Consider the following 26,213-nt stretch of genomic DNA (forward strand, 5'->3'; position numbering starts at 1 on the left):
GGCCGACGACGTCCCGCGTTCCCCCCATGTTCGTCAAACCCCGGCCCCCGGGGATCGTGAGGACGGTGCAGATGTCGACGTCGCACGTGAGCCCTGACGCGCTCGTCGCGCGGTCGGGCGCGGCGCAGCAGGGTCTCTACGACCCGGCCGCCGAGCACGACGCCTGCGGCTTCGCCTTCGTCGCCACCCTGCGTGGCACCCCCGGTCGCGACATCGTCGACGCCGGCCTGACGGCGCTGCTCAACCTCGACCACCGCGGCGCCGTGGGCGCCGAGGAGGACAGCGGCGACGGTGCGGGCATCCTCACCCAGATCCCCGACGCGTTCCTGCGCGACGTCGTCGACGCCGAGCTCCCGCCCGCCGGCTTCTACGCGATCGGCATGGCGTTCCTCCCGGTCGACGAGGCCGAGCAGCGCACGGTCGTCGCCGCGGTCGAGGCGATCGCCGCCGAGGAGAAGCTCGACGTGCTCGCGTGGCGCGACGTCGTCGTCACGGCCGACCTCGTCGGCCCGACGGCGCGCGCGTCGATGCCCGTGTTCCGCCAGCTCGTCGTCGCCGACCCGTCGCGCGAGCTCGCAGGGCTCGACCTCGACCGGCGCGCGTACCGCCTGCGCAAGCGTGCGGAGCGCGAGCTCGGCCTCTACTTCGCGTCGCTGTCGTCGCGCACGCTCGCGTACAAGGGCATGCTCACGACGGGGCAGCTCGAGCCGTTCTTCGCCGACCTGTCCGACCCGCGCTACGCGTCCGAGATCGCGCTCGTGCACTCGCGCTTCTCGACGAACACGTTCCCGTCCTGGCCGCTCGCGCAGCCGTTCCGCCTCGTCGCGCACAACGGCGAGATCAACACGGTGCGCGGCAACCGCAACTGGATGGCCGCGCGCGAGGGCACCCTCGCGAGCGAGGCGCTCGGCGACCTCGCGCCGCTGCTGCCCGTCTGCACCCCCGGCGGGTCGGACTCCGGCAGCTTCGACGAGGTGCTCGAGCTGCTGCACCTGTCCGGCCGGTCGCTGCCGCACGCGGTCATGATGATGATCCCGGAGGCGTGGGAGAACCACGCCCAGATGGACCCCGCGCGGCGCGCGTTCTACGAGTACCACTCGACGCTCATGGAGCCGTGGGACGGCCCCGCGGCGATGACGTTCACCGACGGCACGCTCATCGGCTCGGTGCAGGACCGCAACGGCCTGCGCCCCGGCCGGTACTGGGTCACCGAGGACGGCCTGGTCGTGTGCGCGTCGGAGGCCGGAGTGCTCGACATCGACCCCGCGACCGTCGTCGCGAAGGGCCGCCTCGAGCCGGGCCGGATGTTCCTCGTCGACACCGGCAAGGGCCGGATCGTCGAGGACGACGAGATCAAGGCGCAGCTCGCGGCGCAGCGGCCGTACGCCGAGTGGGTCCGCGACCACTCCGTCTACCTCCAGCAGCTGCCCGAGCGCGAGCACGTCGCGCACTCGGCCGCGTCGGTCCGGCGTCGGCAGCGCACGTTCGGCTACACCGAGGAGGAGCTCAAGGTCCTCCTGTCGCCCATGGCGGCGACGGGTGCGGAGCCGCTGGGCGCCATGGGGTCCGACACGCCCGTCGCGGTGCTGTCGAACCGGCCGCGCATGCTGTTCGACTACTTCACGCAGATGTTCGCGCAGGTGACGAACCCGCCGCTCGACGCGATCCGCGAGGAGCTCGTCACGGCGATCGGCGGCGCGATCGGTCCCGAGCCGAACCTGCTCGAGGACGGCCCCGGGCACGCCCGCAAGCTCGTGCTGCCGTTCCCCGTGCTCGACAACGACCAGCTCGCGAAGATCGTGCACGTCCAGAAGGAGCCGTCGCTCGGCTTCCGCGCCACGACGATCCGCGGCCTGTACCGGGCGGCTGGCGGGGGAGCGGCCCTCGAGGCGCGCCTCGAGGAGATCTTCGCCGAGGTCGACCGCGCGGTCGCCGACGGCGTGAGCTTCCTCGTGCTGTCCGACCGGAACTCCGACGCCGAGCTCGCGCCGATCCCGTCGCTGCTGCTGCTGTCCGCGGTGCACCACCACACGCTGCGCCGGCACACCCGCACGCAGATCTCGCTCGTGGTCGAGGCCGGCGACGTCCGCGAGGTGCACCACGTCGCGCTGCTCATCGGCTACGGCGCGGCCGCGGTCAACCCGTACCTCGCGATGGAGTCCGTCGAGGACCTCGCGCGCAACGGGTATCTGCCGGGCGTCTCGCCCGAGAAGGCCGTCAAGAACCTCATCAAGGCGCTCGGCAAGGGCGTCCTCAAGGTCATGTCGAAGATGGGCATCTCGACGATCGCGTCGTACCGCGGCGCCCAGGTCTTCGAGGCGATCGGCCTGTCGCAGCCGCTCGTCGACCGGTACTTCACCGGCACGACGAGCCGTCTGGGCGGCATCGGCCTCGACGTCATCGCGGCCGAGGTCGCGGCGCGGCACGAGGACGCGTACCCCGCGTCCGGCAACCGCCAGCCGCACCAGCGGCTCGCGGTGGGCGGCGAGTACCAGTGGCGTCGCGACGGCGAGGACCACCTGTTCGACCCCGAGACCGTGTTCCGCCTGCAGCACTCGACGCGCACGCGCCAGATGGACGTGTTCCGCGAGTACACGCACCGCGTCGACGAGCAGTCGTCGCGGCTCATGACGCTGCGCGGCCTGCTCGCGTTCAAGGACGGCGTGCGCCAGCCGGTGCCGATCGACGAGGTCGAGCCCGTCAGCGAGATCGTCAAGCGGTTCAACACCGGTGCGATGTCGTACGGCTCGATCTCCGCGGAGGCGCACGAGACGCTCGCGATCGCGATGAACCGCCTCGGCGGCAAGTCGAACACGGGCGAGGGCGGCGAGGACCCGGAGCGCCTGTACGACCCCGAGCGGCGCTCGGCGATCAAGCAGATCGCGTCGGGCAGGTTCGGCGTGACGAGCGAGTACCTCACGCACGCCGACGACATCCAGATCAAGCTCGCGCAGGGCGCCAAGCCCGGCGAGGGCGGTCAGCTGCCCGGGCACAAGGTGTACCCGTGGGTCGCCAGGACGCGGCACTCGACGCCCGGCGTGGGCCTCATCTCGCCGCCGCCGCACCACGACATCTACTCGATCGAGGACCTCGCGCAGCTCATCCACGACGCGAAGAACGCGAACCCGTCGGCGCGGATCCACACCAAGCTCGTCTCCGAGTTCGGCGTGGGCACGATCGCCGCGGGTGTGGCGAAGGCGCACTCCGACGTCGTGCTCATCTCGGGCCACGACGGCGGGACGGGCGCGAGCCCGCTCACGTCGCTCAAGCACGCGGGCACGCCGTGGGAGATCGGCCTGGCCGAGACGCAGCAGACGCTCGTGCTCAACAACCTGCGCGACCGTGTCGTCGTGCAGGTGGACGGCCAGCTCAAGACGGGTCGCGACGTCGTCGTCGGCGCGCTGCTCGGCGCCGAGGAGTTCGGCTTCGCCACCGCGCCGCTCGTCGTGTCGGGCTGCATCATGATGCGCGTCTGCCACCTCGACACCTGCCCGGTCGGCGTCGCGACGCAGAACCCGGAGCTGCGGTCGCGGTTCACCGGCAAGCCCGAGTTCGTCGTGACGTTCTTCGAGTTCATCGCGCAGGAGGTGCGCGAGCTGCTCGCGCAGCTCGGGTTCCGCTCGATCGAGGAGGCCGTGGGCCACGTCGAGCTCCTCGACACGCGTGCCGCGATCGACCACTGGAAGGCCGAGGGCCTCGACCTGACGCCGGTGCTCGCGGTCCCCGACCCGCTGCCGGGCTCGACGCTGCACAACTCCGCGACGCAGGACCACGGCCTGGACCGCGCGCTCGACAACCAGCTGATCTCGCTGGCCGCCGACGCGCTCGAGCGCCAGGAGCCCGTGCGCATCGCCCTGCCGATCCGCAACGTCAACCGCACGGTCGGCACGATGCTCGGCCACGAGGTGACGAAGCGGTACGGCGGCGCTGGCCTGCCGGACGACACGATCGACGTCACCGTCACCGGCTCGGCGGGCCAGTCGTTCGGCGCGTTCCTGCCTCGCGGCATCACGCTGCGGCTGTTCGGCGACGCGAACGACTACGTCGCCAAGGGCCTGTCCGGCGGGCGGATCGTCGTGCGCCCCGACCGCAGCGCGGTGCTCTCGCAGCACGACGTGGTCGCGGGCAACGTCATCGGCTACGGCGCGACGTCCGGGCAGGTCTTCCTGCGCGGTCGCGTCGGCGAGCGGTTCGGCGTCCGCAACTCGGGCGCGACGCTGGTCGTCGAGGGCGTGGGCGACCACGGCCTCGAGTACATGACCGGCGGCACCGTCGTGATCCTCGGCCGCACCGGCCGCAACCTCGGCGCCGGCATGTCGGGCGGCACGGCGTACGTGCTCGACCTCGACGTGCCGCTCGTCAACCTCGAGGCGGTCCGCTCCGGCGAGCTCTCGCTCGACCCGCTCGACGACGACGACGCCGCTCTCGTCGAGAGCCTGCTGCGCACCCACCACGAGGAGACCGGCTCGCCGGTCGCCGCGCAGCTGCTCGAGGACCCGACGGCGACCCGGGCGCGGTTCACGCGCCTCCTGCCCACCGAGTACGCCCGCGTCCGCCGAGCGCTCGCGCAGGCCGAGGCCGACGGCCTCGACCCCGCCGCGCCCGGCGTGTGGGACCAGATCCTGGAGGTGGCCCGTGGCTGACCCCCGCGGCTTCCTGAAGGTGCGGGAGCGCGAGCTCCCGCCCAACCGCCCGGTCGAGGTGCGTCTGCGCGACTGGAAGGACGTCCACGCCCACCGGCAGGACGGCCAGCCGTACCTCAAGGAGCAGGCGGGCCGCTGCATGGACTGCGGCATCCCGTTCTGCCACAACGGCTGCCCGCTCGGGAACCTCATCCCCGAGTGGAACGACCTGGTGTGGCGCGGGCAGTGGTCGGACGCGATCGACCGCCTGCACGCGACGAACAACTTCCCCGAGTTCACGGGGCGGATCTGCCCGGCGCCGTGCGAGTCGAGCTGCGTGCTCGGCATCAACCAGCCGCCGGTGACGATCAAGAACGTCGAGGTCTCGATCATCGACGAGGCGTTCGACCGCGGGTACGTGACGCCGCAGGTCCCGCAGCGCCTCACCGGGCACACCGTCGCGGTCGTCGGCTCCGGGCCCGCGGGCCTCGCCGCCGCGCAGCAGCTCACGCGCGCCGGCCACACGGTCGCGGTGTACGAGCGCGACGACGCGGTCGGTGGCCTGCTGCGCTACGGCGTGCCGGACTTCAAGCTCGAGAAGGTCCACATCGACCGCCGCCTCGCGCAGATGGAGGCCGAGGGCACCCGGTTCCGTCCGGGCGTCGAGATCGGCCGCGACATCACGTGGGAGCAGCTGCAGGCCCGCTACGACGCGATCGTCATCGCGACCGGCGCGACCGTCCCGCGTGAGCTGCAGGTGCCGGGCAAGGAGCTCGGCGGCGTGCACGTCGCGATGGACTTCCTGCACCAGGCCAACGCCGTCGCCGCCGGCCGCGAGGTGCCCGACCAGATCACCGCGACCGGCAAGCACGTCGTCATCATCGGCGGCGGCGACACCGGCTCCGACTGCCTCGGCACCGCGCTGCGCCAGGGCGCGGCGTCCGTCACGACGCTCGCGATCGGCAAGCGCCCGCCCGAGGAGCGCCCCGCGCACCAGCCGTGGCCGACCGACCCGATCCTCTTCGAGGTGTCGTCGTCGCACGAGGAGGGCGGCGAGCGCGACTACCTCGCGTCGACCGTCGAGTTCCTCCCGGGCGAGGACGGCACCGTCGCACGCCTGCGGCTCGCGACCACCGAGTACCTCCCCGACGGTCGTCGCGTCCCGACGCCCGGCACCGAGCGGGAGATCCCGGCCGACCTCGTGCTCGTCGCGATGGGCTTCACCGGCCCGGAGACCGCGCCGCTCACCGAGCAGCTGGGCGTCGAGCTCACCGCACGCGGCCTGGTCACCCGGTCGGACGACTTCTCCACGACCGTCCCCGGCGTGTTCGTCGCGGGCGACGCCGGTCGCGGGCAGTCTCTCGTCGTGTGGGCGATCGCGGAGGGCCGTGCTGCCGCGGCCGCCGTCGACACCTACCTCTCGGGCGGCACCGAGCTGCCCTCCCCGGTCACGGCCAGCACCGTGGCGCTGCGCCCCTGACCCCACCAGGACCGCCACGTTGTACCGGTCGGCGCCAGTGCCTCCACCGGGACGTTGGTCCGACCACGCCCACCAGGAAGGCATAGGCTCGAGCCATGCGTAGAGCAAAGATCGTCTGCACCATCGGACCCGCGACGGAGTCCGCCGAGCAGATCCAGGCCCTCGTCGACGCCGGGATGGACGTCGCACGGATCAACCGCAGCCACGGCGACACCGAGGCGCACAAGAAGGTCTACGACAACGTGCGCGCGGCGTCGAAGGCGTCGGGCCGCTCGGTCGCGGTCCTCGTCGACCTCCAGGGTCCGAAGATCCGCCTCGGCCGTTTCATCGAGGGTCGCCACGACCTCGCCGTGGGCGACGTGTTCACGATCACGACGGACGACATCGAGGGCACCAAGGAGCGCGTCTCGACGACGTTCAAGGGCCTCGTCGGCGACGTCTCGCCCGGCGACCCGATCCTCATCGACGACGGCAAGGTGCTCGTCCGCGTCACGGCGGTCGAGGGCAACGACGTCATCACGCGCGTCGAGGTCCCGGGCCCCGTCTCGAACAACAAGGGCCTGAACCTGCCGGGCGTCGCGGTGTCCGTCCCCGCGATGAGCGACAAGGACGAGGCCGACCTGCGCTGGGCGATCCAGATCGGCGCCGACATCATCGCGCTGTCCTTCGTGCGCAACGCCGCGGACTACGACGACGTCCGCCGGATCATGGAGGAGGAGGGCCGGGTCGTCCCGGTCGTCGCCAAGATCGAGAAGCCGCAGGCCGTCGACAACCTGGCCGAGATCGTCGCCGCGTTCGACGGCATCATGGTCGCCCGCGGCGACCTGGGCGTCGAGCTGCCGCTCGAGCAGGTGCCGCTCGTGCAGAAGCGCGCGGTCGAGCTGGCCCGCCGGAACGCGAAGCCGGTCATCGTCGCGACGCAGGTGCTCGAGTCGATGACGACGAACCCCCGCCCGACGCGCGCCGAGACCTCGGACTGCGCGAACGCGGTGCTCGACGGTGCGGACGCGGTCATGCTCTCGGGCGAGACGAGCGTCGGCGACTACCCGATCGAGACGGTCCGCACGATGGCCCGGATCATCGAGGCGACCGAGGAGCTCGGTCGTGAGCGGATCGCCCCTCTCGGCTCGACCCCGCACACGCGCGGTGGCGCGATCACCCGCGCGGCTGCCGAGATCGGCGAGACGCTGGGCGTGAAGTACCTCGTGACGTTCACGCAGTCCGGTGACTCGGCGCGACGCATGTCGCGCCTGCGGTCGTCGATCCCGCTGCTGGCCTTCACGCCGGTCGAGTCGGTGCGCAACGTGCTGTCCCTGAGCTGGGGCACGCAGACGTACCAGGTGCCGACGGTCGAGAGCACGGACCACATGGTCGCGCAGGTCGACCAGACGCTGCGGGCGAACGGCCTCGCCGAGGTCGGCGACTACGTCGTCGTGGTCTCGGGTGCGCCGGTCGGCGTCGTCGGCTCGACGAACTCGATCGTCGTGCACAAGATCGGCGACGAGGAGAACCCGGGCGGTCGCGTCGCCTGACGCACGCGACGTCACGCCCGACGGCACGCAGGTGCCGAGGAGCGGCACGAACGGGCCCCGGTCTTCCGGGGCCCGTTCGTCGTCCCGGCGACGCGGCCCGACGAGAGGGAGGGTGCGGTGCGCGATCTCGTCGTGCTGGGGACCGCGTCGCAGGCACCGACCCGCACGCGGAACCACAACGGCTACCTGCTGCGGTGGGACGACCAGGGGATCCTGTTCGACCCGGGCGAGGGGACGCAGCGGCAGCTGCTCCTGGCGGGTGTCGCGTCGTCGTCGGTCACGCGGATCTGCCTGACGCACGCGCACGGGGACCACACGTTCGGGCTGCCGGGCATCCTGTCGCGCATGTCCCTCGACGGTGTCGCGCACCCGGTGCCGGTGCACTACCCGGCGTCCGCGGAGCCCGTCGTGCGCGCGCTCGTGGCCCTCGCGCGTCCGGGTGTGGACGTCCGGCTGCACCCGCACGGTGCCGCCGGGGAGGTCGCGCCGGGTCTGCGGGTCGAGCGGCTGCGCCACCGCGTGGAGACGTTCGGGTACCGGCTGACGGAGCCGGACGGCCGCACGCTCCGGCCGGCGCTGCTCGAGGCCGCGGGAGTGCGCGGACCCGACGTCGGGGTGCTCGTCGCGCAGGGGCGGTGGCGGGACGTGCGCCTCGAGGACGTGAGCGTCCCGCGGCGTGGTCAGTCGTTCGCGTTCGTCATGGACACCGCACCGTGCGACGGTGCGGCCGTGCTCGCCCAGGACGTGGACCTGCTGGTCGCGGAGTCGACCTACGCGGACGAGGACGAGGCGCTCGCGCGCGAGCACCTGCACCTCACCGCCGGGCAGGCCGGGGCCCTCGCGGGTGCGGCCGGGGTCGGCACGCTGGTCCTCACGCACTTCTCGTCGCGGTACACCGACGTGCGGCCGCTCGCCGCGCAGGCCCGCGCCGCGGCCGCGTCGTCGCGGCGGCCCGGAGGCACGGCGGTGCGGGCCGTCGACGACCTCGACCGGGTCCCGCTGCCGTCCCGCCGGGCGGGCTGACGGCGGCCGGCAACCGGGCTGCTGACTGCCGCGTCCTGCTGCCGCCCCGCCGGGCGGGCTGACGGCGGCCCGCGACCGGGCTGCTGACTGCCGCGACCGGGGCGCCGACCGCCGCGACCGGGCCGCCGACCTCCGCGGCGGGACTGTCGGCTCCCCTGACCGGGTCAGCCACGCCAGCTGACGGCGTGCAGCCCGGCCTCGTCGACGACGCAGCCCACGGCGAGGCCGAGGTCGTTCACCGCGGAGAGCACGATCGCGTCGGCGCCTTCCGGCGGGGCGACGAGGCGTGCGGGTGCTCCGGGGTGCTGCACGAACGCGTGCTGCGCGAGTCCGGCCGGCACGGTGCTGCCGACGGCGACGCCGCGGTCGTTGAGGTCGGCCACGATGCCGAACGAGGTGCCGGCGGGCGTCACGTCGGTGACGGTGGTGCCCGCGGTCCAGCGGGTCGCGTGCATGACGCCGTCCGTGTAGGCGTACCCGGCGGAGCGTCCGTGGGAGTCGAGGGCCGCGGCGAGGCCGTCTCCGGTGCCGTCGCCGAGCGTCGGCAGCGTCGTGAGCGTGCCGTCGGGCTCCCAGCGCGCGGGCACCTGCCGCGTCCCGACCCACGCGTCGCCGACGACCTGCCCGGCGTCGTTGACGTCGTTCGCGCCGGTCGACCCGCCGAGGGACGCGAGCGGGGTGAGCACGCCGTCACGCCACCGCCAGGCGTGGCGTTCACCGCCGAACGTGCCGGACGTGCCGACGACCTCCCCGCGGCCGCTCACCGCGGACACGGTCTCGAACGTGTCGGTGGGGTCGGCGACGCCGATGCGGTGCAGCCGCCTGCCGTCCCAGAACGCGGCGTGGCCGTCGACGAGGCCGGCGATCTGGCCACGGTCGTTGATCGCGGCGGCCGAGGTCAGGCCGCCCGGCAGCGGCAGGACGCGGCCGCGGTCGACGAGGTGGGTGTCGGTGACGACGACACCGTGGTCGTTGACGTCGACCGCGCACTCGTCGACGCCGAGCGGGCGCACCGCGGGAGGGGTCGCGCCGGCGGCGGTGGGCAGCGTCACGGCCAGCGCGACCGCGGCCGTGACGACGGCGAGCGCGGTGCGTGCGCGCTGTCGCCGTGCGGGTGTCCTGGGCAGCGCGGTGGGCTCCGGACGAGGCATGGTTCCCCCTGACGTGGCGCCGTGGAGGTCCCCGGTGTCCCCCGGGTCCCCGGCGCACCCCGAATGCTGCGCGTGTCACCGTGTCGTGCACAACCGTCACGAAGAAAGTTCACCTTGTCGTGGTTTCGCCCGGGCGAGAAGTGGGCGAAATCGGGACAAAGCGTCTGGACCCGCTCCGGGGACGGTGGGACGCTGGCCGGTGCAGGAACTCGACGAGGGGGACGACGACCATGACCGGCTACTCGCTGCACATCGGCCTCAACCGGGTCGATCCCGACGCCTACGGCGGCTGGGACGGCAAGCTCAACGGCTGCGTGAACGACGCGAACGCGATGCTGCGGCTCGCGACGGCGACCGGGTTCCAGCCGGTGCAGCTCCTCGACGCCGCGGCCACGTCGCAGGCGGTCATCACGCAGATCGGCGCCTACGCGCGGACCGCGGTCGCGGGCGACCTCGTGCTGCTGACGTACTCGGGGCACGGCGGTCAGGTGGCCGACATCGACGGCGACGAGCCGGACCAGCAGGACGAGACGTGGGTGCTGTTCGACCGCCAGGTCCTCGACGACGAGCTGCGGCGCATGTACGCGCAGTTCGCGGCCGGGGTCCGGGTCCTCGTGATCAGCGACAGCTGTCACAGTGGCACGGTGATCCGCGACGTCGAGCGTGACGCGGTGCTGCAGCAGGAGCGTGAGCACGACCTGGGGCTGGAGACCGGGGCGCGCGGCGGCCCGCCCGCGGTGCTCCCGCCCGCGGCGGTGGCGCGGGTCATGCCGCGCGGGGTCGCGGAGAAGGACGACAAGGCGCGTCGCGCGACCTACGAGTTCGTGCAGTCGCTCGCCGGGGCGACGACCGACGAGGACGTCGCGGCGTCGGTGCTGCTCATCTCGGGCTGCCAGGACGACCAGTACTCGTACGACGGTCCGGTCAACGGCGAGTTCACCGGCACGCTGCTGCGCGTGTGGGACGAGGGCGCGTTCGCGGGCAGCTACGTGGACCTGCACCGCAAGGTGCTCGACCAGATGCCGTCGCGCCAGCAGCCGAACTTCTACCCGATGGGCACGCCTGACGACGCGTTCCTCGCGCAGCAGCCGTTCGCGATCACCCCGCCCGCGGGCGCCACGACGGCCTCCTGACGGCAGGAGGCGCGTCACGGTCGCCGGACGGCGGCCGCGCGACGCCGCCCCGGGAGGACCGCGCGTCCCCCGGGGCGGACCCGTGCACGACCCGGGCGGTCAGCCCGCGGGGCGGTGGTCGGCGACCCACCGCAGCGCGTCCTCGGCAGCCGTGAGCACCGAGATGTGCCCGGTGCCGGGCACGATCCGCAGCTCGGCGTCGGGGAGGTGCGCGGCGAGCCAGCGCGCGTGCGCGACCGGCACCACGCGGTCGTCGGCGCCGTGCAGGAGCAGGACCGGGACGTGCACGTCGGCGGGGGAGAACCCCCACGGGGCGACGTACGCGAGGTCGTCGTCGACCAGCGGAGCAGGACCCTGGGCGGCCGCCGGACCGACGACCTCCTCGAACCACGCCCACGGACCCTGCAGCGCGGTCAGGTCCGCCTCCGTGAACTCCGGGTCGTACGGGTGCGCGCTGCGCTCGTGCGCCTCCTTCGCCGCGCGACCCGCCGCCGCCGCGCGCAGCGACGCGGCACCTGACGCGGCCATGCCGTCGAACCAGTCGAGCCCGTCCGCGTCGACCGGGGCGAGGCCCGCACCGCTGACCGCCGCGACGACCCGGCCGGGCAGCAGCGCGGCGCACGCGAGCGCGTGCGGGCCGCCGCCGGAGTGGCCGATCACCGCGCACCGCGCGAGCCCGAGCGCGTCGAGCACCGCGGCCACGTCGGCGGCGGCCGACCCGACGCTGCGGTCGGGACGGGCCGTGGACCCGCCGTAGCCCGGGCGGTCGTACGACACGAACCGCAGGCCGAGGCGCCGGGCGGGCTCGAGCAGCGGGCGCGGGGGAGCGCCGAGGTTCGGCGTGCCGTGGCACCAGACGAGGGGGAGCGCGGGACGCCCGTCGGGCGCGGTCGCGGGTCCGGTGTCGTAGGCGTGCACGACACCGCCGGGCGCGGGCACGTCGAGCTCGTGGACGTGTGTCTCGCTCATGCGTCCATGCTGGCCCAGGTACGGGCGGCCCACCCGGTCGGGCCGGGCGGGCGGACGTGACGCGCCGACGGGCCCGCCGCGCCCTAGCCTTGCGCGAGGCGACCGAACGCGGCGCCACCACGGACGGCTTGCGGGCCGGTGAAGGAGATGGTGATGGCAGGCGGTCTCGCGGCCCTCCTGGACGACATCGCGGCGCTCGCGAAGCTCGCGGCGGCGTCGGTCGACGACGTGGGCGCGGCCGCGGGCCGGGCGAGCGCGAAGGCCGCGGGCGTCGTGATCGACGACACCGCCGTCACGCCGCGCTACGTGCACGGGTTCACGCCCGACCGTGAGCTGCCGATCATCCGCCGCATCGCGGTCGGCTCGCTGCGCAACAAGCTGCTGTTCATCCTCCCGGCGGCGCTGCTGCTGAGCCAGTTCCTGCCGTGGCTGCTGACGCCGATCCTCATGGTCGGCGGCGCCTACCTGTCGTACGAGGGCGCGGAGAAGATCTGGGAGCTCGTCAGCGGGCACGCGAAGGAGCACACGAGCGCGCCCGCCGCGGCGCAGGGCGCCGACACCGAGAAGACGATGGTCGGCGGCGCGATCCGCACGGACTTCATCCTGTCCGCCGAGATCATGGTCATCGCCCTCAACGAGGTCGCCGACGAGCCGCTGCTGTCGCGCGCGCTCATCCTCGCGGTCGTCGCTCTCGCCATCACGGCCCTCGTGTACGGCGTCGTCGCGCTCATCGTGAAGATGGACGACATCGGGCTGCACCTCGCGGGCCGCGAGAACCGGGCGGCGGCGGCCACGGGCCGTGTCCTGGTCCGGGCGATGCCGAAGGTGCTGTCGGTGCTGTCGACGGTCGGCATCGTGGCGATGCTGTGGGTCGGCGGGCACATCCTGCTGTCGGGCGTCGACACCCTCGGGTGGCACGGGCCGATCGACGTGCTGCACCACCTCGAGGAGGCCGTGCACCACGTGCCGGGCGTCGGCGGTGTGCTCGCGTGGCTCGTCGACACCCTCGGGTCGGCGCTCGTGGGCCTGGTCGTCGGCGCGGTGATCGTCGCCGTCCTGCACCTCGTCCCGCGCCGGCGGTCGGCCGCCGCGCACTGACCGGCGTGCGCCGCGGCGCGCGCCGCGGGCCGGGCACCGGACCGGGTCAGCCCGCGCCGGCCCCCGGGGTGCGCAGCGCGCCGAACGCGGTGCGACGCCGCAGCTGGAAGCCGAGGCGCTCGTAGATCCGGATCGCACCGGTGTTGGTCGCCGCGGCGTGCAGCAGGGCCCGCTCACCGCGCGCCCGCACGTGGTGCGCGACGTCGAGCACGAGCCGCGTCGCGAGACCCTGACCGCGATACGCGGGGTCGGTGCACACCGCGCTGATCTCGGTCCACCCGGCCGGCTGCAGCCGTTCGCCGGCCAGGGCGACCAGCCGGCCCTCGCGGCGGATCCCGACGTAGCGGCCGAGCTCGTGCGTGCGGGGTGCGAACGGGCCCGGCTGCGTGCGCGCGACGAGGTCGAGCATCTCCGGGACGTCGCGCGCGTCGAGCACGACGGCCTCGTCGTCGGGCCGCGTCTCGAGCCGGTCGCTCTCGACGAGCTGCACGCCCTCGCCACGGCTCGCGACCTCCCAGCCCGCGGGCAGCGTGGCCTCGGGCCCGGAGAACGGGAACAGCGCGCCGGGCCCGACCAGGTCGAGCACCGCGTCCCACACGTCCGGGTGCGCCCACGACCGCACGCCCGCGAAGATCGACACGTCCGGCAGGAAGCGGCGCGCGAGCTCGTTGCCCTCCGACAGGTCGGCGTGCCGACCGACCAGCGAGTGCCAGGCGGCGTTGTCGAGCACGTGCTCGTCGGCGAGCGGGGGAGTCGTCGACTCGACCGTCACGGATGTGTCCCTTCGTCGTGGCCCGGGCGCGCGCTCGGACGGGGCGCGCAGGACCGTACGCCCGAACACCGGCATCGTCCTCGACAATCCAGCCCGTCCCGCGCAGTGAGACCGCCCGCGACCCCTACCCTCGGTCGTGCCCCGCTGGTGCGGCAGCGCACCGTCGTCGACGACCGAGAGGACCCCATGTCCGTCACCCCGCTGTCCGCCGGCCAGAACGCGCCGCTGCCCGACACGACCGTCCGGGTCGAGGTCACCGGCGCCGTCGACCTCACCGCCCTCGTGCTCGGCGCGTCCGGCACGGTCAGCGGCGACGCCGACATGGTCTTCTTCAACCAAACCACCGCACCCGGTGCCCGCCTGACGGGCAGCACGCTCGACCTGACGCTCGGGTCCCTGCGGCCCGGTGCCGAGCGCGTCGTGCTCGTGGCGTCGCCCGCGACCGACGGGCAGACGTTCGCCACGGTCGGCGGCGTGGCCGTCACGCTCACGTCCGGCCCGTTCGCCGCGCGGTACGCCCCCGAGGGGCTCTCGACCGAGACCGCGCTCGTGCTGTGCGAGGTGTACCTGCGCGGCGGTGCGTGGAAGGTGCGAGCCGTCGGGCAGGGCTACGCCGACGGGCTCGCGGGGCTCGCCCGGGACTTCGGCGTCGACGTCGCCGACGAGCCCGCGACGCCGACGGCCCCCACGGCCCCCACGGCCCCGCCTCCGCCCGTCGCCACCCCCGCACCCGCGCCCGAGCCGGCCGTGTCGCTCACCAAGGGCGCGGAGAAGCTCCCGGCGCCGATGCGCGAGACGCTCGACCTGCGCAAGAAGCTCGTCACCGTCTCCCTCGAGAAGAAGGGCGCGGCCGGCCTGCGCGCGCGCGTCATCGGCGTGCTCGACGTCTCCGGCTCGACCGCCGGGCTCTACCGGCGCGGCGTCTTCACGCGGGCCGTCGAGCGGATCATGCCCGTCGCCGCCGCGCTCGACGACGACGCCGAGATGCAGATGTTCCTCATGGGCGCACGCGGCGTGCGCGTCGACGACCTGCAGGTCGGCGACCTCCCGCAGTGGCTCGAGCGCTGGACCAGCCGGCGGCCCGCCGAGGCCGGCGGCGTCAACAACGAGCGTGCCGTCATCGACGAGGTCCTGCGCTACGTCGCCACGCAGCCCGCCGACGTGCCGACGCTCGTGCTGTTCTTCCACGACGGCGGCGTGACCGACAACCGCGGCACCGAGGCCGCGATCCGCGCCGCCGTCCCGTCACCGGTGTTCTGGCAGTTCATCGGCCTCGGCCGCTCGAACTACGGCATCCTCGCCCGGCTCGACGACCTGCAGGGCCGCACCGTCGACAACACCGGATTCTTCGCCCTCGACGACATCGACGCCGTACCCGACTCCGCGCTCTACGACCGGCTCGTGCACGAGTTCCCCGACTGGGTCCGCGCCTACTACCCGGCCGGCCACCCCGCACGCGTGACGGCGGGCCGCTGACCCGGGACCTCCGGACCACCGGCCGCGCCCGCGGTCGAGGGACGATGGAACCGTCGCCAGGCAGCACCCGGCGGCGCCCCGCCGACGGAGAGGAGCGGACCATGTCGCACCCCTGGGACGTGACGGTCTACCTGGTCGAGACCACCGACGCCGCGCGCGGCCCCCTCACGCAGGCCCACGCCGTGCTCGCGACTCCCGACGGCACGACGCTCGACGGCTACGGCCGCGCGCGCGTTCCGGGGGAGACGGACGACACCACCGCGCGGCACGCGCTCGCGGTCGCCGGTGCGCTGCGCGACCTCGCGCGCCGGCTCGCCCTCGAGGCCGGCGAGCGGTCCGGGCTCGAGCGCGAGGATCTGCCGGCGGCCTGCTGACCCGCGTGCACGGGGACCCGGGGCTCGTGACCCCGGGTCCTCGTGTGCCGGCGCCCGCCGGTCCGTGGCGATCGTCCACGGACCGACCGACGCCGCGGGGAGCGGCCGGCCACCTGCGGCTCACCGGCGCCGGCCACCCCGTGATCGTCCGTCAGCGAGATGGTCCGTCAGCCGTCGTCGTGCACGACGACCACCGGCACCGTCGCGTCGCGCAGCACCGCGCTGCTGACGGAGCCGAGCAGCATCCCGCGGAAGCTCCCGAGCCCGCGCGACCCGACGACGAGCAGCGCCGCGCCCGTGCCGAGGTGCACGAGCGCGTCGGCCGGGTCGTCGTCGACGAGCGCGAGCTCCACCGCCAGCCCGTCGTTCTCCGCGCGCAGCGCGTCCGTCACGGACGTCGCGGCGCGGTGCGTCGGGTGCTCCTCGTCGTCGGTCGCGACGGGCGGGAGGCTGCCGCGCCCGAACGGGTCGGGGATCGTCGGCCGGGCGTGCACGACCCGCAGCGGCCGCCCGAGCAGCGTGGCCTCGCGCGCGGCGAGCCGGGCCGCGACGAGCGACGCGGACGACCCGTCGACCCCGACGACGACCGCCGCGTCGACCGCCGTCGGGCGGCGGGGGTCGGAGCGGACGACCGCGACCGGGCACCGGGCGTGCGCCGCGACGTGCACACCGGTCGACCCGGTGCGCGCGCTGCCGGTCCGCACGCGTGCGCCGACGACGAGCAGCGCGGCGTCGGCGCTGACGTCGCGCAGGCACGGCACGACGCGTCCGTGCAGCGCGCGCACCTCGACCGTCAGGTCGGGGTGGCGCTCCTCCACCTGGCGCGCCTGCGCGTCGAGGTACTCCTTGACCTCGGTGCCGAGGTCGGCGGTGTCGACGACCGGGTACCAGCTCCACGCCATCGTCTGCCAGGAGTCGTCGAGCACGCGCACCAGCAGGAGCGCGGCGTGCCGCCGCTCGGCCTCGTGGACCGCCCAGTCGAGGGTCAGTGCGCTGTGCGGTGAGCCGTCCAGGGCGACGACCACCGGTCCGTCGGCACGCATCGCTGCCTCCTCCGCTCCGGCGGCGGCGGGGGCCGGCTGTGCGTCGGCCTCGGCGCCGCGTCCCTTCCAGCCTCCGCCGTACGGACCCCCGCGACCCGGGACCTCGGTCCCGGATGTGGTGGACCGCGGGGTCCCGAGGGCTTCAGCGGGCGGGGTGCGCCGTGAGACGGCCCGTGGTGCGGACCTCCACCGGCACACCCTCGACCACCGCGGGCACCCGGACGCCGGGGTGCACGACGTTGACGCGCAGCGCGTACCCGTCGCCCCGACGCGCCAGGCCGACACCGCACACGCCGGGCCGCCCGCGGAGCGCGGCGCACAGCCGCTCCTGCGCGTGCCGCGCGGCGACGAGCGCGTCGTGCGGCGCGACGATCGACCGAGCGTCGTGCGTGCCCGCCACCTCGTGCGCGTCGTGCCGGTCGACGCTCCCGTGCGTCGTCATGGTCGCCACCGCCCTCCTGCTTCCAGCGCACCGCGCCGACCCGCGGGTGACGAGGGGCGACGGTCCCCGTCGACCCGCCCCGCGGCCGTCACCACGCGTCGGGCAGGGCGAGCAGGTCGTCGCACGTGCCCGCCGCACCGTCGGAGCCCGTCCACGTCACGTGCGCCGCGCCCGTGGCGAGGTCCACGTCGAGCGACGCCACCGCGGCGCCCGCGCGCCGGGTCAGCGACAACCACGACCCGTCCAGGGCGACCTCGACCCCGCCGCGGAACGCCGGGTGGGCGTTGCGGAACCGGCACAGCGCGAGCAGCGCCCGCACCACCGGGCGGGCGAGCGCGGCCGCGACGTCGTCGGGCGTGTAGCGGTGCCGGTTCACGTCGCGCCCGACGCCCGTGCGCTCCAGCAGGTCCACGTCGTTGCCGCCCGCCAGGGCACCCACGTAGTACACCTGCGGGATCCCCGGCGTGAACAGCTGCACCGCACGCGCCGCCAGGTACCGCCGGTCGTCACGCCCCAGCGCGTCGTAGAACGTCGAGTTCACCTGGTACAGGTCGAGGTTCGACGCCGCCGCGCCCGTGGCCCGCGCCGACGCGCCACCCGTGCGCGCATGGATCCCCTCCACGAGCTCGTCGACCTGCGCCGGCGTCAGCAGACCCGGCCGCTCGGGCTCGCCCGGCTCGACCGTCTGGTCCCGCCCGACGTCGATCACCCCGATCCCGTCGTGCGTGTCCAGCACGGTCACCGCGTTCGCCGGCCGCATCCCCAGCCACCGCACCAGCGCCGACCCGTCGCCGGTGAACAGCGCGTGCAGCACCAGCGGCGGCAGCGCGAAGTCGTACACCAGGTCCACCGACCGCCCGATCTGCACCTGCCGCTCGTAGTACGCGTGCACCTCGACCAGCACGTCCACGCCGCGCTCGCGCGCCTGCGCCGTGAACTCCTCGATGAACGCGAACGTCTCGGGCGTCATGAAGCACGTCGTCCCCGGCGTCTTGACCGCGTACCCCACGGCGTCCAGCCGCACCAGGCGCACACCCGCCCCGGCGACCGCGTCGAGGATCGACGACAGGTACGCGCGGCCCGCGTCCGCGTGCACGTCGATGTCGACCTGCTGCGGCGTGAACGTCGTCCACACGTACCGCAGCCGGTCCCCGAGCCGCACGGGCGTGAACGGCAGTCCCGGCCGCGGGCGGTAGACCCGCGTCAGGTCGGCCTCCGTCGCACCGCCCGGGAACACCGACGACATCGTGAGGAACATCGGCGCGTGCGGGGACGCGTCACCGCGCTCGCGGACGTCGCGGAACGCGGGGGAGTCGGCCGACACGTGGTTGACGATGAGGTCGACGACGACGTCGTGGGTGCGTGCGAGGTCGCGCACGTCGTCCCACGTGCCGAGCCGCGGGTCGACCTGGGTGTGGTCGACGGGGTCGAAGCCCGCGTCGGCGCCGTCGAAGGGTGTGAAGAACGGCAGGACGTGCACGCCGCCGAACACGTCGGCGAGCTCGGGGGAGCGCAGGAGCCGGGCGAGGCCCGGCAGGTCGCCCGCGAGGCGGTCGGCGTAGGCGATGAGCTGGACCTGGTCGCGCAGCGGCATGGCGTCCTCCTGTGGCCGGGCCTTCGGCCGCGCGGCGACGGTGCGGCGTGACCGGCCTCGCGTCGAGCGTCCCGCGGGTGCGCCCGGCGTGCACGCCCGGCGCGTCGAGGCCGTGCGTGCCGCAGGCCCGGCGTGTCGCAGGCCTGGCGTGTCGGTCGCTGGGCGACGGACACTGCCCGGCATGAGCGACGTGGTCCAGGACGAGGCCGTGACCTGCCCCCGATGCGGGGCCGCGCCCGGGGAGCCGTGCCGGACGGCGGACCGCGTGCAGCGGCCGCCGCACCGCCGTCGGACGGTCGCCGCGCAGGAGGCGTCGCGCGCGTCGGACGCCTGAGGCCGGACCGGCGCGCCGGCCGCGGCCGCGGTCGCGCGGGTGAGCGTGCGGGTCAGCGTGTGGTCGCGGTGAATCCGGCGGGCGTGCCGGGGTGGATGTCCCAGGTGCGGATGTCCTTGCCCACGCCGTCGTCGCCCTTCTCGTAGAGCCGGACGGTGCCGTCGGCGTGAGCGCTGGTGCCGTGGATGACGTGCGCGCCGGTGACGCCCTCGATGGCGACCGCTACCACGCCGTCGAAGTCGCTCATGCTCGACGGGGACCGGTCGTTCACCGTGCGGACCGTGTAGGGGACGCCGGAGGCGACCAGCTCGGGGGTCGGGTACGTCATGGTGGGACCTGCACCTGTTCTCGGCGGGCCGCCGCTGGTCCGGCGCTAGGTCGATGGTGGGGCACCCGGCGCGGTAAGGCGAGCGCTTGCGACGGGTCGTCCGCCTGTCGGTCGGTCAGGCGTCCGGCGGTCGGTCGGGCGCGAACCGCGCGGCCAGGTGCTCGGTGCCGCGGGCGAGCAGGACGACGTCGGCGCCGACGGCCACGAACGACGCCCCGGCCTGCACGTACGCGTCGGCGAGGGTCGGGTCGAACGCGTTGACGCCGACGGGTGTGCCGGCCGCGCGGACCGCGTCGAACGTGCGGTGGACGGCCGCGACGACGTCGGGGTGGTCCTGCTGCCCGAGCAGCCCCAGGGAGGCGGCGAGGTCGGACGGGCCGACGAACACCCCGTCGACGCCGTCGACCGCCGCGATCTCGGCCGCGGCGTCCACGCCCTGCGCGGTCTCGACCTGGACGACGACCGACACGTGCCGGTCGGCGTCCCGGAGGTAGCCGTCGACGCGGCTCCACCGGGTGGAGCGCGCGAGCGCGGCGCCGACGCCGCGTCGCCCGTGCGGCGGGTAGCGGACGGCCTCGACGACGGCGCGTGCCTCGTCCGCGGAGGACACCATGGGCACGAGCAGGTTCTGCGCGCCCAGGTCGAGGACCTGCTTGATCACCACGGGGTCCGACGCCGGGACGCGCACGACGGGCGTCACCGGGTACGCGGCGAGCACCTGGAGCTGCGCGAGGACCGACTCGAGCCCGTTGGGTGCGTGCTCCATGTCGACGAGCACCCAGTCGACGCCGGACCCGGCGCAGATCTCGGCGACGAGCGGGCTGCCGGTGCAGACCCACAGGCCGACGAGCGGCCGGTCGGCGCGTCGCGCGAGGGCGTCGCGGAACGTCGGGTTCAGTCGAAGCGGCACGAGAGCGTCCCCAGGTCGTGGAAGTCGGCCAGGACGGTGTCGCCCCGGTGCACCCACGTCGGGCGCGTGAACGAGCCGGCGAGGACGAGCTCGCCCGCGTCGAGGCGCTCGCCGTGCTGCGCGAGCTTGTTCGCGAGCCACGCGACGCCGCGGGCGGGGTGCCCGAGCACGGCGCCGGCCACGCCGGACTCCTCGACGGTCCCGTTGCGGTGCAGCAGCGCCGCGACCCAGCGCAGGTCCACGTCGTCAGGATGCACGGGCGTGCCGCCGTGGACCATGGCGCCCATCGCGGCGTTGTCGCTGATGGTGTCGACGATCGTGCGGCCCTCGAGCGCGATGCGCGACGACAGGATCTCGAGCGCGGGGACGACGTACTCGGTCGCGCGCAGCACGTCGAAGATCGTCGCGTCGGGCCCGTCGACGGGCTCGGCGAGGAGGAACGCGAGCTCGACCTCGACGCGCACGTTCGAGAACCGCCCGTGCTCGAGGACGACACCGTCCTCGTGCACCATGTCGGCGAGGATCGCGCCGTAGTCGGGCTCGTCGATGCCGGTCGCGGCCTGCATGACCTTCGACGTGAGCCCGATCTTGCGGCCCACGTGCCGCCGACCGGCGGCGAGGGCGCGCCGCCGCCACTCGGCCTGGACCGCGTAGGCGTCGTCGACGGTCATGCCGGGGTGGCGGGCCGTGAGGAGGGGCACGGTCGTGCGGTCGCGTTCGGCGGCGGCGAGCTCGTCGGCGATGTCGGCGATCGCGTCGGGCGTCAGCACGGGACGCTCCGGCGCGGCCGGATCGGGTGGCCCGTCAGGTTCGGGTGGCCCGGCCGGCCGGGCGCCCGGCGTGCGGGGGTCACAGCTGGTGCCCCAGCTTGTACTCGCCCTGCTTCCACTCGGGCAGCGCGTCGGCGTCGTCGTCGGGGCGGGTGTACGAGAACCCGTCGGCGCCGATCGTGACGGCCATCTCGCTCGAGTCGGTGCGTGCGACGACGGGCTGCGGCTCGCCGTCGAGGTCGAGCACGAGGGACGCCTCGGTGTACCAGGACGGCACGACGGGGTTGCCCCACCAGTCGCGCCGCTGGTTGTCGTGCACGTCCCACGTGACGACGGGGTTGTCGGGGTCGCCCGTCCAGTAGTCCTGCGTGTAGATCTCGACACGGTGCCCGTCGGGGTCGCGCAGGTACAGGTAGAACGCGTTGGAGACACCGTGCCGGCCGGGGCCGCGCTCGATCCGGTCGGACAGCCGCAGCGCGCCGAGCCGGTCGCAGAGCGCGAGGACGTCGTGCTTCTCGTGCGTCGCGAACGCGACGTGGTGCAGGCGCGGCCCGTCGCCGCCGGTCATCGCGGTGTCGTGGACGGTGGGCTTGCGGCGCATCCACGCGGCGTACGTCGTCCCGTCGGCGTCCTGGATGTCCTCGGTGACGCGGAACCCGAGGTCCTCCATGTAGCGCACGGCGCGCGGCACGTCGGGGGTGACCTGGTTGAAGTGGTCGATCCGGACGAGCGGACCGGGTGGTTGCAGGTCGTACCGCCAGGACAACCGCTCGACGTGCGCGACGTCGTGCACGAACTCGTACGGGAAGCCGAGCGGGTCCTGCACCCGCACCGAGTCGCCGACACCCGTCGTCCACCCGTCGCGTCGCCGCTCGACCCGGCACCCGAGCTCGTCGTAGAACGCGACGGCCCGGTCCAGGTCCTGCGGTGCACGCACCCGGTAGGTGAACGCGGCGGCCGCCGCGACGGGCCCCTGGCGCAGCACGAGGTTGTGGTGCAGGAACTCGTCGAACGTGCGCAGGTGCAGCGTCGTGGCGTCCTCCGCGGTCACGACGAGCCCGAGGACGTCGACGTAGAAGTGCCGCGACGCCGCGAGGTCCGTGACGACCAGCTCCAGGGACGCGCACCGCAGCACGTCCGGAGGCGGCGACGTGGGGGTCGGGATGAAGCGTGCACCCGCCGGGGGAGCGTCCGGTGGCGTGGGGGTGGCGGTCACGGCATGCGCCTCTCGTCGTGGGCTCAGCGCGGGTCGGGCTCAGCGCGGGTCGGGGTCGTCGAGGTCGGTCGGCGGGTGCGCCGCGACCTTGCCGAACGTCGGGTTGTGCACCGGACCGAGCGTCACGTGCACGGCCTGCTGGTGCGTGTAGAAGTCGATCGAGCGGTACCCGCCCTCGTGCCCCAGACCGGACGCCTTGACGCCGCCGAACGGGGTGCGCAGGTCCCGCACGTTGTTGCTGTTGAGCCAGACCATCCCCGCGTCTACGCCGTGCGCGAACGTGTGCGCGCGCCGCAGGTCGTTCGTCCACACGTACGCCGCGAGCCCGTACCGCACGCCGTTCGCGAGCGCGAGCGCCTCGGCGTCGGTGTCGAACGGTGTGATCGCGACGACGGGCCCGAAGATCTCCTCCTGGAAGATCCTCGCGTCGGGCGGGACGTCGGCGAACACGGTCGGCGCGACGTAGCTGCCGGTGGGGAACCCGGCGGGCCGCCCACCACCCGCGACCAGCCGCCCCTCGCCCGTGCCGATCTCGATGTACGACATGACCTTGGCAAAGTGCTCCGGGTGCACGAGCGCGCCCACCTCGGTCGCGGGGTCGTGCGGCGGCCCGACGACGACGCGGTCCGCCTGCGCCGCGAACCGCTCGACGAACTCGTCGTACACCGACCGCTCGACGAGGATCCGGCTGCCCGCCGTGCACCGCTCCCCGTTGAGCGAGAACACCCCGAAGATCGTCGCGTCGACCGCCGCCTCCAGGTCCGCGTCGGCGAACACGACGGCCGGGGACTTGCCCCCGAGCTCCATCGACAGGCCCTTGAGGTGCGGCGCCGCGTTCGCGAAGATCACCTGCCCCGTGCGGCTCTCGCCCGTGAACGAGATGAGCGGCACGTCCGGGTGCCGCACGAGCGCGTCGCCCGCCTCCTCACCGATGCCGTGCACCAGGTTGAACACACCCGTCGGCAGGCCGGCCTCGGCGAAGATCCCCGCCCACAACGACGCCGACAACGGCGTGAACTCCGCCGGCTTCAGCACGACCGTGTTCCCCGTCGCGAGCGCCGGCCCCAGCTTCCACGACTCCAGCATGAACGGCGTGTTCCACGGCGTGATGAGCCCCGCGACACCGATGGGCTTGCGGTTCACGTAGTTCAGCTGCCGCCCCGGCACCTTGAACGCGTCGTCCGCCTGCGCGACCACCAGGTCCGCGAAGAACCGGAAGTTCTCCGCCGCGCGGCGCGCCTGCCCGAGCGCCTGCGTGATCGGCAGTCCCGAGTCGAAGCTCTCGAGCTCCGCCAGCCGCGCGTCCCGCGACTCGACGACGTCCGCGACCCGGTGCAGGACGCGCGAGCGCTCGCGGGGGAGCATCCGCGGCCACGGCCCCTCCTCGAACGCCCGCCGGGCGGCCGTGACGGCGCGGTCGACGTCGGCCGCCGTGCCGCGCGCGGCCCGCAGGTACGTCCGGTGCGAGACCGGGTCGAGCACGTCGAACGTCCCGCCGTCGACCGAGTCGACGTCCGCGCCGCCGATGTGGTGCCGGACCCGGTCCGGCAGGTCCGCGGGGACGTGCGGCTCCGCGGGTGCGCCTGGTCGCTCGTCCGTGGTGGCCATCGCTCACCTCTCCGGGGATGTCGCACCGGTCGGCACCGGCGCCTCGTCGGGGTGCTCGCGGGCCAGGTAGGCCGCGAGCGTCGCGGACCGGTGCGCGCGCGCCGCGCGCTCGACGTCCGCCGGCGACGCCCCCGACACGATCAGGTCGAGCAGCGCCTCGTGCTCCCGCACGGACTCCCGCGCCCGGTCCGGCACGAACGTGAACGTCGAGTCCCGCAGGTGCCCGAGCCGCGCCCACTCGGCGTCGACCAGCGCGAGCAGCCGCGGGTTCGGGCACACCGCGAACAGCACCGCGTGGAACCGGTGGTTGAGCGACGTGAACAGCCGCGGGTCGAAGTCGTCGAGCTGCTCCACGAGCCGCCGGTTGACGCGCCGCGCCTGCGCCACGTGCTCCGCCGTCAGGTGCGGCGCCGCCAGCGCCGTCGCGGCGCCCTCGAGCATCGCGAGCGTCTCCATGCTGTGCCGGTACTGCGTGTCGTCGATCAGGGACACCCGCGCACCGACGTGCCGCTCGAACGTCACGAGCCCCTCCGCCTCGAGCCGCCGGATCGCCTCACGCACCGGCACGACGCTCATGTCGAGCTCGTCCGCGATCGTGCCCAGCACGAGCCGGTGCCCCGGCGCGTACCGCTCGCCCGCGAGGCGCTCCCGGAGCCAGCGGTACGCCTGCTCCGACTTGCCCGCACCCGCCGGCGGGTCCGTCGGCGGGCCGGACCGCGGCGCGGGCGTCCGGGCCGGTGCGTCGGGGGAGGCGTTCACCGGGTGCGGCGCCACGCGTCGTACCTCGCTCTCCACGTCGCGTCCATCGGGAACAGCCCGTCGACGGGGTGCCCGGCCGCGACCTGCTCCGCGACCCAGGCGTCCTCCTCCTCCTGCGCGAGCGCCGCGTCCACGACCTCCGCCACGAGCGCCGGGGGGATGACGACGACACCGTCCGCGTCGCCCACGAGCACGTCGCCCGGCTCGACGGTCGTCCCGCCGCACGCGACCGCGACGTCGACGTCCCACGGCACGTGCAGGCGCCCCAGCACCGCCGGGTGCGCCCCCGCCGCGTAGACCGGGATGCCGACGGCCGCGACCGCGTCACGGTCCCGCACCGCACCGTCCGTGACGATCCCCGCGGCCCCGCGCACGTGCGCGCGCAGCGCCAGGACGTCGCCGAGCGTGCCCGCGTCCGCCTCGCCGCGCGCCTCGATGACCAGCACCTCACCGGGACCGACCGCGTCGAACGCGCGCTTCTGCGCGTTCTGCCCGCCACCGTGGCGGGCGAACAGGTCCTCACGGCCCGGCAGCAGCCGCAGCGTGCGCGCGGTGCCCACGAGCCGCGTCCCCGGGTGCAGCGGGTGCACCCCGTCGACGGTGACCCGGTCCAGCCCGCGCTTGCGCAGCTGCGCGCTGAGCGCGGCGACCGGCACGCGCGCGAGCCTCTCGCGCAGCTCGGGCGTCAGCGCACCCGTCCCCGGCTCCGGCTCCAGCCCGGCGGCGTCGCGCGACCCCCACGCCTCGGCGCGCTGGCGGTCGTCGACGGCGGGCAGCGCACCGACGTCGCCGTCGAACGCGTGCGTCCCCTCGACGACGGTCGTCACGAGTCGACCCGTCGTGGGGGAGCCCGGTGCGTCGGGCGCGTCCACCTCGACCTCGACCACGTCACCGGGCCGCAGCACCGACGACCCCGCGGGCGTGCCGGTGAGGACCACGTCGCCCGGCTCGAGCGTGAGGTGCTGCGACAGGTCCGCGACCAGCCGAGCGAGCGGGAACAGCAGCCCCGCGGTCGTGTCGTCCTGCCGGAGCTCGCCGTTCACCCACGTCCGCACCCGCAGCCCCGCCGGGTCCAGCGGCGCGGCGTCGAGCAGCCGCGGACCCAGCGGCGTGAAACCGTCACCGCCCTTCGACCGCAGGTTCGACCCGCGGTCCGCCGCGCGCAGGTCGTACAGGCCGAGGTCGTTCGCCGCGGTCACCCACCCGACGTGCGCCCACGCGTCCTGCGTCGACACCCACCGGGCGGCCCGCCCGATCACGAGCGCGACCTCACCCTCGAACGCCAGCAGCTCCGTCCCCCCCGGCCGCTCGACCGTGCCGCCCGACGCGGCCACCGAGCTCGACGGCTTGAGGAAGTACGACGGCTGCGCCGGCCGACGCCCCCGCTGGTCCGCACGCGACCCGTAGCTCAGGTGCACCGCGACCACCTTCCCCGGACGCCCCGGGAGCGCGGCGAACCTCGGGTCCACCGCGTCCCCGCCCGTCGCCTGCTCGGCGGCCTGCTCGGACATCCGCACCTCGCGTCCTCCGTCTGACGGAACCGGTCCGTCCGCGGGCACCCGGCGCTCGCGGACGCGTG

At 74.5% G+C, this 26,213-nt stretch carries 22 protein-coding genes; 9 read left to right on the forward strand and 13 right to left on the reverse strand.

Translation table 11 applies throughout. The annotated features are described in order from the left end of the window. Positions 1-71 precede the first annotated feature (71 nt). The 4 genes from gltB (at position 72) to GXP71_RS05935 (ending at position 8,657) form a co-directional block, all read left to right on the forward strand. Positions 72-4,643 (forward strand): glutamate synthase large subunit, encoded by a 4,572-nt coding sequence (gene gltB, locus GXP71_RS05920; protein ID WP_162351902.1) that lies wholly within the window; start codon positions 72-74, stop codon positions 4,641-4,643. Next, entirely contained in the window at positions 4,636-6,102 is a 1,467-nt protein-coding gene (locus tag GXP71_RS05925) for a glutamate synthase subunit beta (RefSeq protein ID WP_162351903.1), read from the forward strand. The genes gltB and GXP71_RS05925 overlap by 8 nt, the downstream gene beginning before the upstream one ends. 95 nt (positions 6,103-6,197) lie before the next feature. Next, entirely contained in the window at positions 6,198-7,634 is a 1,437-nt protein-coding gene (pyk, locus tag GXP71_RS05930; RefSeq protein WP_162351904.1) for a pyruvate kinase, read from the forward strand. A 117-nt stretch (positions 7,635-7,751) separates the two neighbouring features. Further along, positions 7,752-8,657, forward strand: coding sequence for a ribonuclease Z (locus GXP71_RS05935; RefSeq protein ID WP_162351905.1), 906 nt, complete (start codon positions 7,752-7,754; stop codon positions 8,655-8,657). A 164-nt stretch (positions 8,658-8,821) separates the two neighbouring features. On the opposite strand, the gene GXP71_RS05940 is transcribed toward GXP71_RS05935, so the two are convergent. Further along, positions 8,822-9,808 carry a hypothetical protein gene (locus tag GXP71_RS05940; RefSeq protein WP_162351906.1) on the reverse strand — a complete coding sequence of 329 codons (987 nt, stop codon included), beginning with the start codon at positions 9,806-9,808 and terminating at the stop codon, positions 8,822-8,824. Between the two features lie 230 nt (positions 9,809-10,038). On the opposite strand from GXP71_RS05940, the gene GXP71_RS05945 reads away from it, so the two are divergent. Beyond that, on the forward strand, positions 10,039-10,941 hold the full coding sequence (locus GXP71_RS05945; RefSeq protein WP_162351907.1) for a caspase family protein: 903 nt from the start codon (positions 10,039-10,041) through the stop codon (positions 10,939-10,941). A gap of 99 nt (positions 10,942-11,040) precedes the next feature. Here GXP71_RS05945 and GXP71_RS05950 read toward each other — a convergent pair whose 3' ends face one another. Continuing rightward, positions 11,041-11,910, reverse strand: coding sequence for an alpha/beta fold hydrolase (locus tag GXP71_RS05950; RefSeq protein WP_162351908.1), 870 nt, complete (start codon positions 11,908-11,910; stop codon positions 11,041-11,043). Positions 11,911-12,063: 153 nt separating this feature from the next. Between GXP71_RS05950 and GXP71_RS05955 the strand changes: the two genes are divergently transcribed. Beyond that, complete coding sequence (locus GXP71_RS05955) at positions 12,064-13,008, forward strand: DUF808 domain-containing protein (protein ID WP_162351909.1); 945 nt, start codon at positions 12,064-12,066, stop codon at positions 13,006-13,008. Positions 13,009-13,054: 46 nt separating this feature from the next. On the opposite strand, the gene GXP71_RS05960 is transcribed toward GXP71_RS05955, so the two are convergent. Continuing rightward, complete coding sequence (locus tag GXP71_RS05960; protein ID WP_238402651.1) at positions 13,055-13,780, reverse strand: GNAT family N-acetyltransferase; 726 nt, start codon at positions 13,778-13,780, stop codon at positions 13,055-13,057. A gap of 186 nt (positions 13,781-13,966) precedes the next feature. Here GXP71_RS05960 and GXP71_RS05965 point away from each other — a divergent pair, with 186 nt between their 5' ends. Both GXP71_RS05965 and GXP71_RS05970 read left to right on the forward strand, forming a co-directional pair. Continuing rightward, positions 13,967-15,256 (forward strand): VWA domain-containing protein, encoded by a 1,290-nt coding sequence (locus tag GXP71_RS05965; RefSeq protein ID WP_162351911.1) that lies wholly within the window; start codon positions 13,967-13,969, stop codon positions 15,254-15,256. Between the two features lie 101 nt (positions 15,257-15,357). Beyond that, complete coding sequence (locus GXP71_RS05970; RefSeq protein ID WP_162351912.1) at positions 15,358-15,630, forward strand: dsRBD fold-containing protein; 273 nt, start codon at positions 15,358-15,360, stop codon at positions 15,628-15,630. A 167-nt stretch (positions 15,631-15,797) separates the two neighbouring features. Here GXP71_RS05970 and GXP71_RS05975 read toward each other — a convergent pair whose 3' ends face one another. The 3 genes from GXP71_RS05975 to gtfA all read right to left on the reverse strand — a co-directional run bounded on the left by GXP71_RS05975 (position 15,798) and on the right by gtfA (position 18,709). Next, complete coding sequence (locus GXP71_RS05975) at positions 15,798-16,673, reverse strand: universal stress protein (RefSeq protein ID WP_162351913.1); 876 nt, start codon at positions 16,671-16,673, stop codon at positions 15,798-15,800. Between the two features lie 142 nt (positions 16,674-16,815). Continuing rightward, positions 16,816-17,115 (reverse strand): hypothetical protein, encoded by a 300-nt coding sequence (locus GXP71_RS05980; protein ID WP_238402652.1) that lies wholly within the window; start codon positions 17,113-17,115, stop codon positions 16,816-16,818. Between the two features lie 88 nt (positions 17,116-17,203). Then, the gene (gtfA, locus tag GXP71_RS05985; RefSeq protein ID WP_202924333.1) at positions 17,204-18,709 is read right to left on the reverse strand and encodes a sucrose phosphorylase; all 1,506 of its coding nucleotides are present in this window, start codon (positions 18,707-18,709) and stop codon (positions 17,204-17,206) included. Between the two features lie 181 nt (positions 18,710-18,890). On the opposite strand from gtfA, the gene GXP71_RS05990 reads away from it, so the two are divergent. After that, complete coding sequence (locus tag GXP71_RS05990) at positions 18,891-19,043, forward strand: hypothetical protein (RefSeq protein ID WP_162351914.1); 153 nt, start codon at positions 18,891-18,893, stop codon at positions 19,041-19,043. A gap of 52 nt (positions 19,044-19,095) precedes the next feature. Here GXP71_RS05990 and GXP71_RS05995 read toward each other — a convergent pair whose 3' ends face one another. The 7 genes from GXP71_RS05995 to GXP71_RS06025 form a co-directional block, all read right to left on the reverse strand. Beyond that, on the reverse strand, positions 19,096-19,371 hold the full coding sequence (locus GXP71_RS05995; protein WP_162351915.1) for a hypothetical protein: 276 nt from the start codon (positions 19,369-19,371) through the stop codon (positions 19,096-19,098). A gap of 115 nt (positions 19,372-19,486) precedes the next feature. Next, positions 19,487-20,281 (reverse strand): HpcH/HpaI aldolase/citrate lyase family protein, encoded by a 795-nt coding sequence (locus GXP71_RS06000; RefSeq protein WP_162351916.1) that lies wholly within the window; start codon positions 20,279-20,281, stop codon positions 19,487-19,489. After that, complete coding sequence (locus tag GXP71_RS06005; protein WP_162351917.1) at positions 20,266-21,051, reverse strand: fumarylacetoacetate hydrolase family protein; 786 nt, start codon at positions 21,049-21,051, stop codon at positions 20,266-20,268. The genes GXP71_RS06000 and GXP71_RS06005 overlap by 16 nt, the downstream gene beginning before the upstream one ends. 79 nt (positions 21,052-21,130) lie before the next feature. Then, a complete protein-coding gene (hpaD, locus tag GXP71_RS06010) occupies positions 21,131-22,267 on the reverse strand; it encodes a 3,4-dihydroxyphenylacetate 2,3-dioxygenase (protein WP_238402653.1) in 1,137 nt (378 codons plus the stop codon). A gap of 39 nt (positions 22,268-22,306) precedes the next feature. Continuing rightward, a complete protein-coding gene (locus GXP71_RS06015) occupies positions 22,307-23,875 on the reverse strand; it encodes an aldehyde dehydrogenase (protein ID WP_162351918.1) in 1,569 nt (522 codons plus the stop codon). A 3-nt stretch (positions 23,876-23,878) separates the two neighbouring features. Further along, positions 23,879-24,649: a GntR family transcriptional regulator gene (locus tag GXP71_RS06020; RefSeq protein WP_238402654.1), complete on the reverse strand. Its 771-nt coding sequence runs from the start codon at positions 24,647-24,649 to the stop codon at positions 23,879-23,881. Beyond that, on the reverse strand, positions 24,631-26,145 hold the full coding sequence (locus tag GXP71_RS06025) for a fumarylacetoacetate hydrolase family protein (protein ID WP_162351919.1): 1,515 nt from the start codon (positions 26,143-26,145) through the stop codon (positions 24,631-24,633). Before GXP71_RS06025 ends, GXP71_RS06020 begins: the two co-directional genes overlap by 19 nt. Positions 26,146-26,213 lie beyond the last annotated feature (68 nt).

Origin of the sequence: Cellulomonas sp. H30R-01 (assembly GCF_010119915.1) — a bacterium.
Taxonomy (GTDB): Bacteria; Actinomycetota; Actinomycetes; order Actinomycetales; family Cellulomonadaceae; genus Cellulomonas; species Cellulomonas algicola.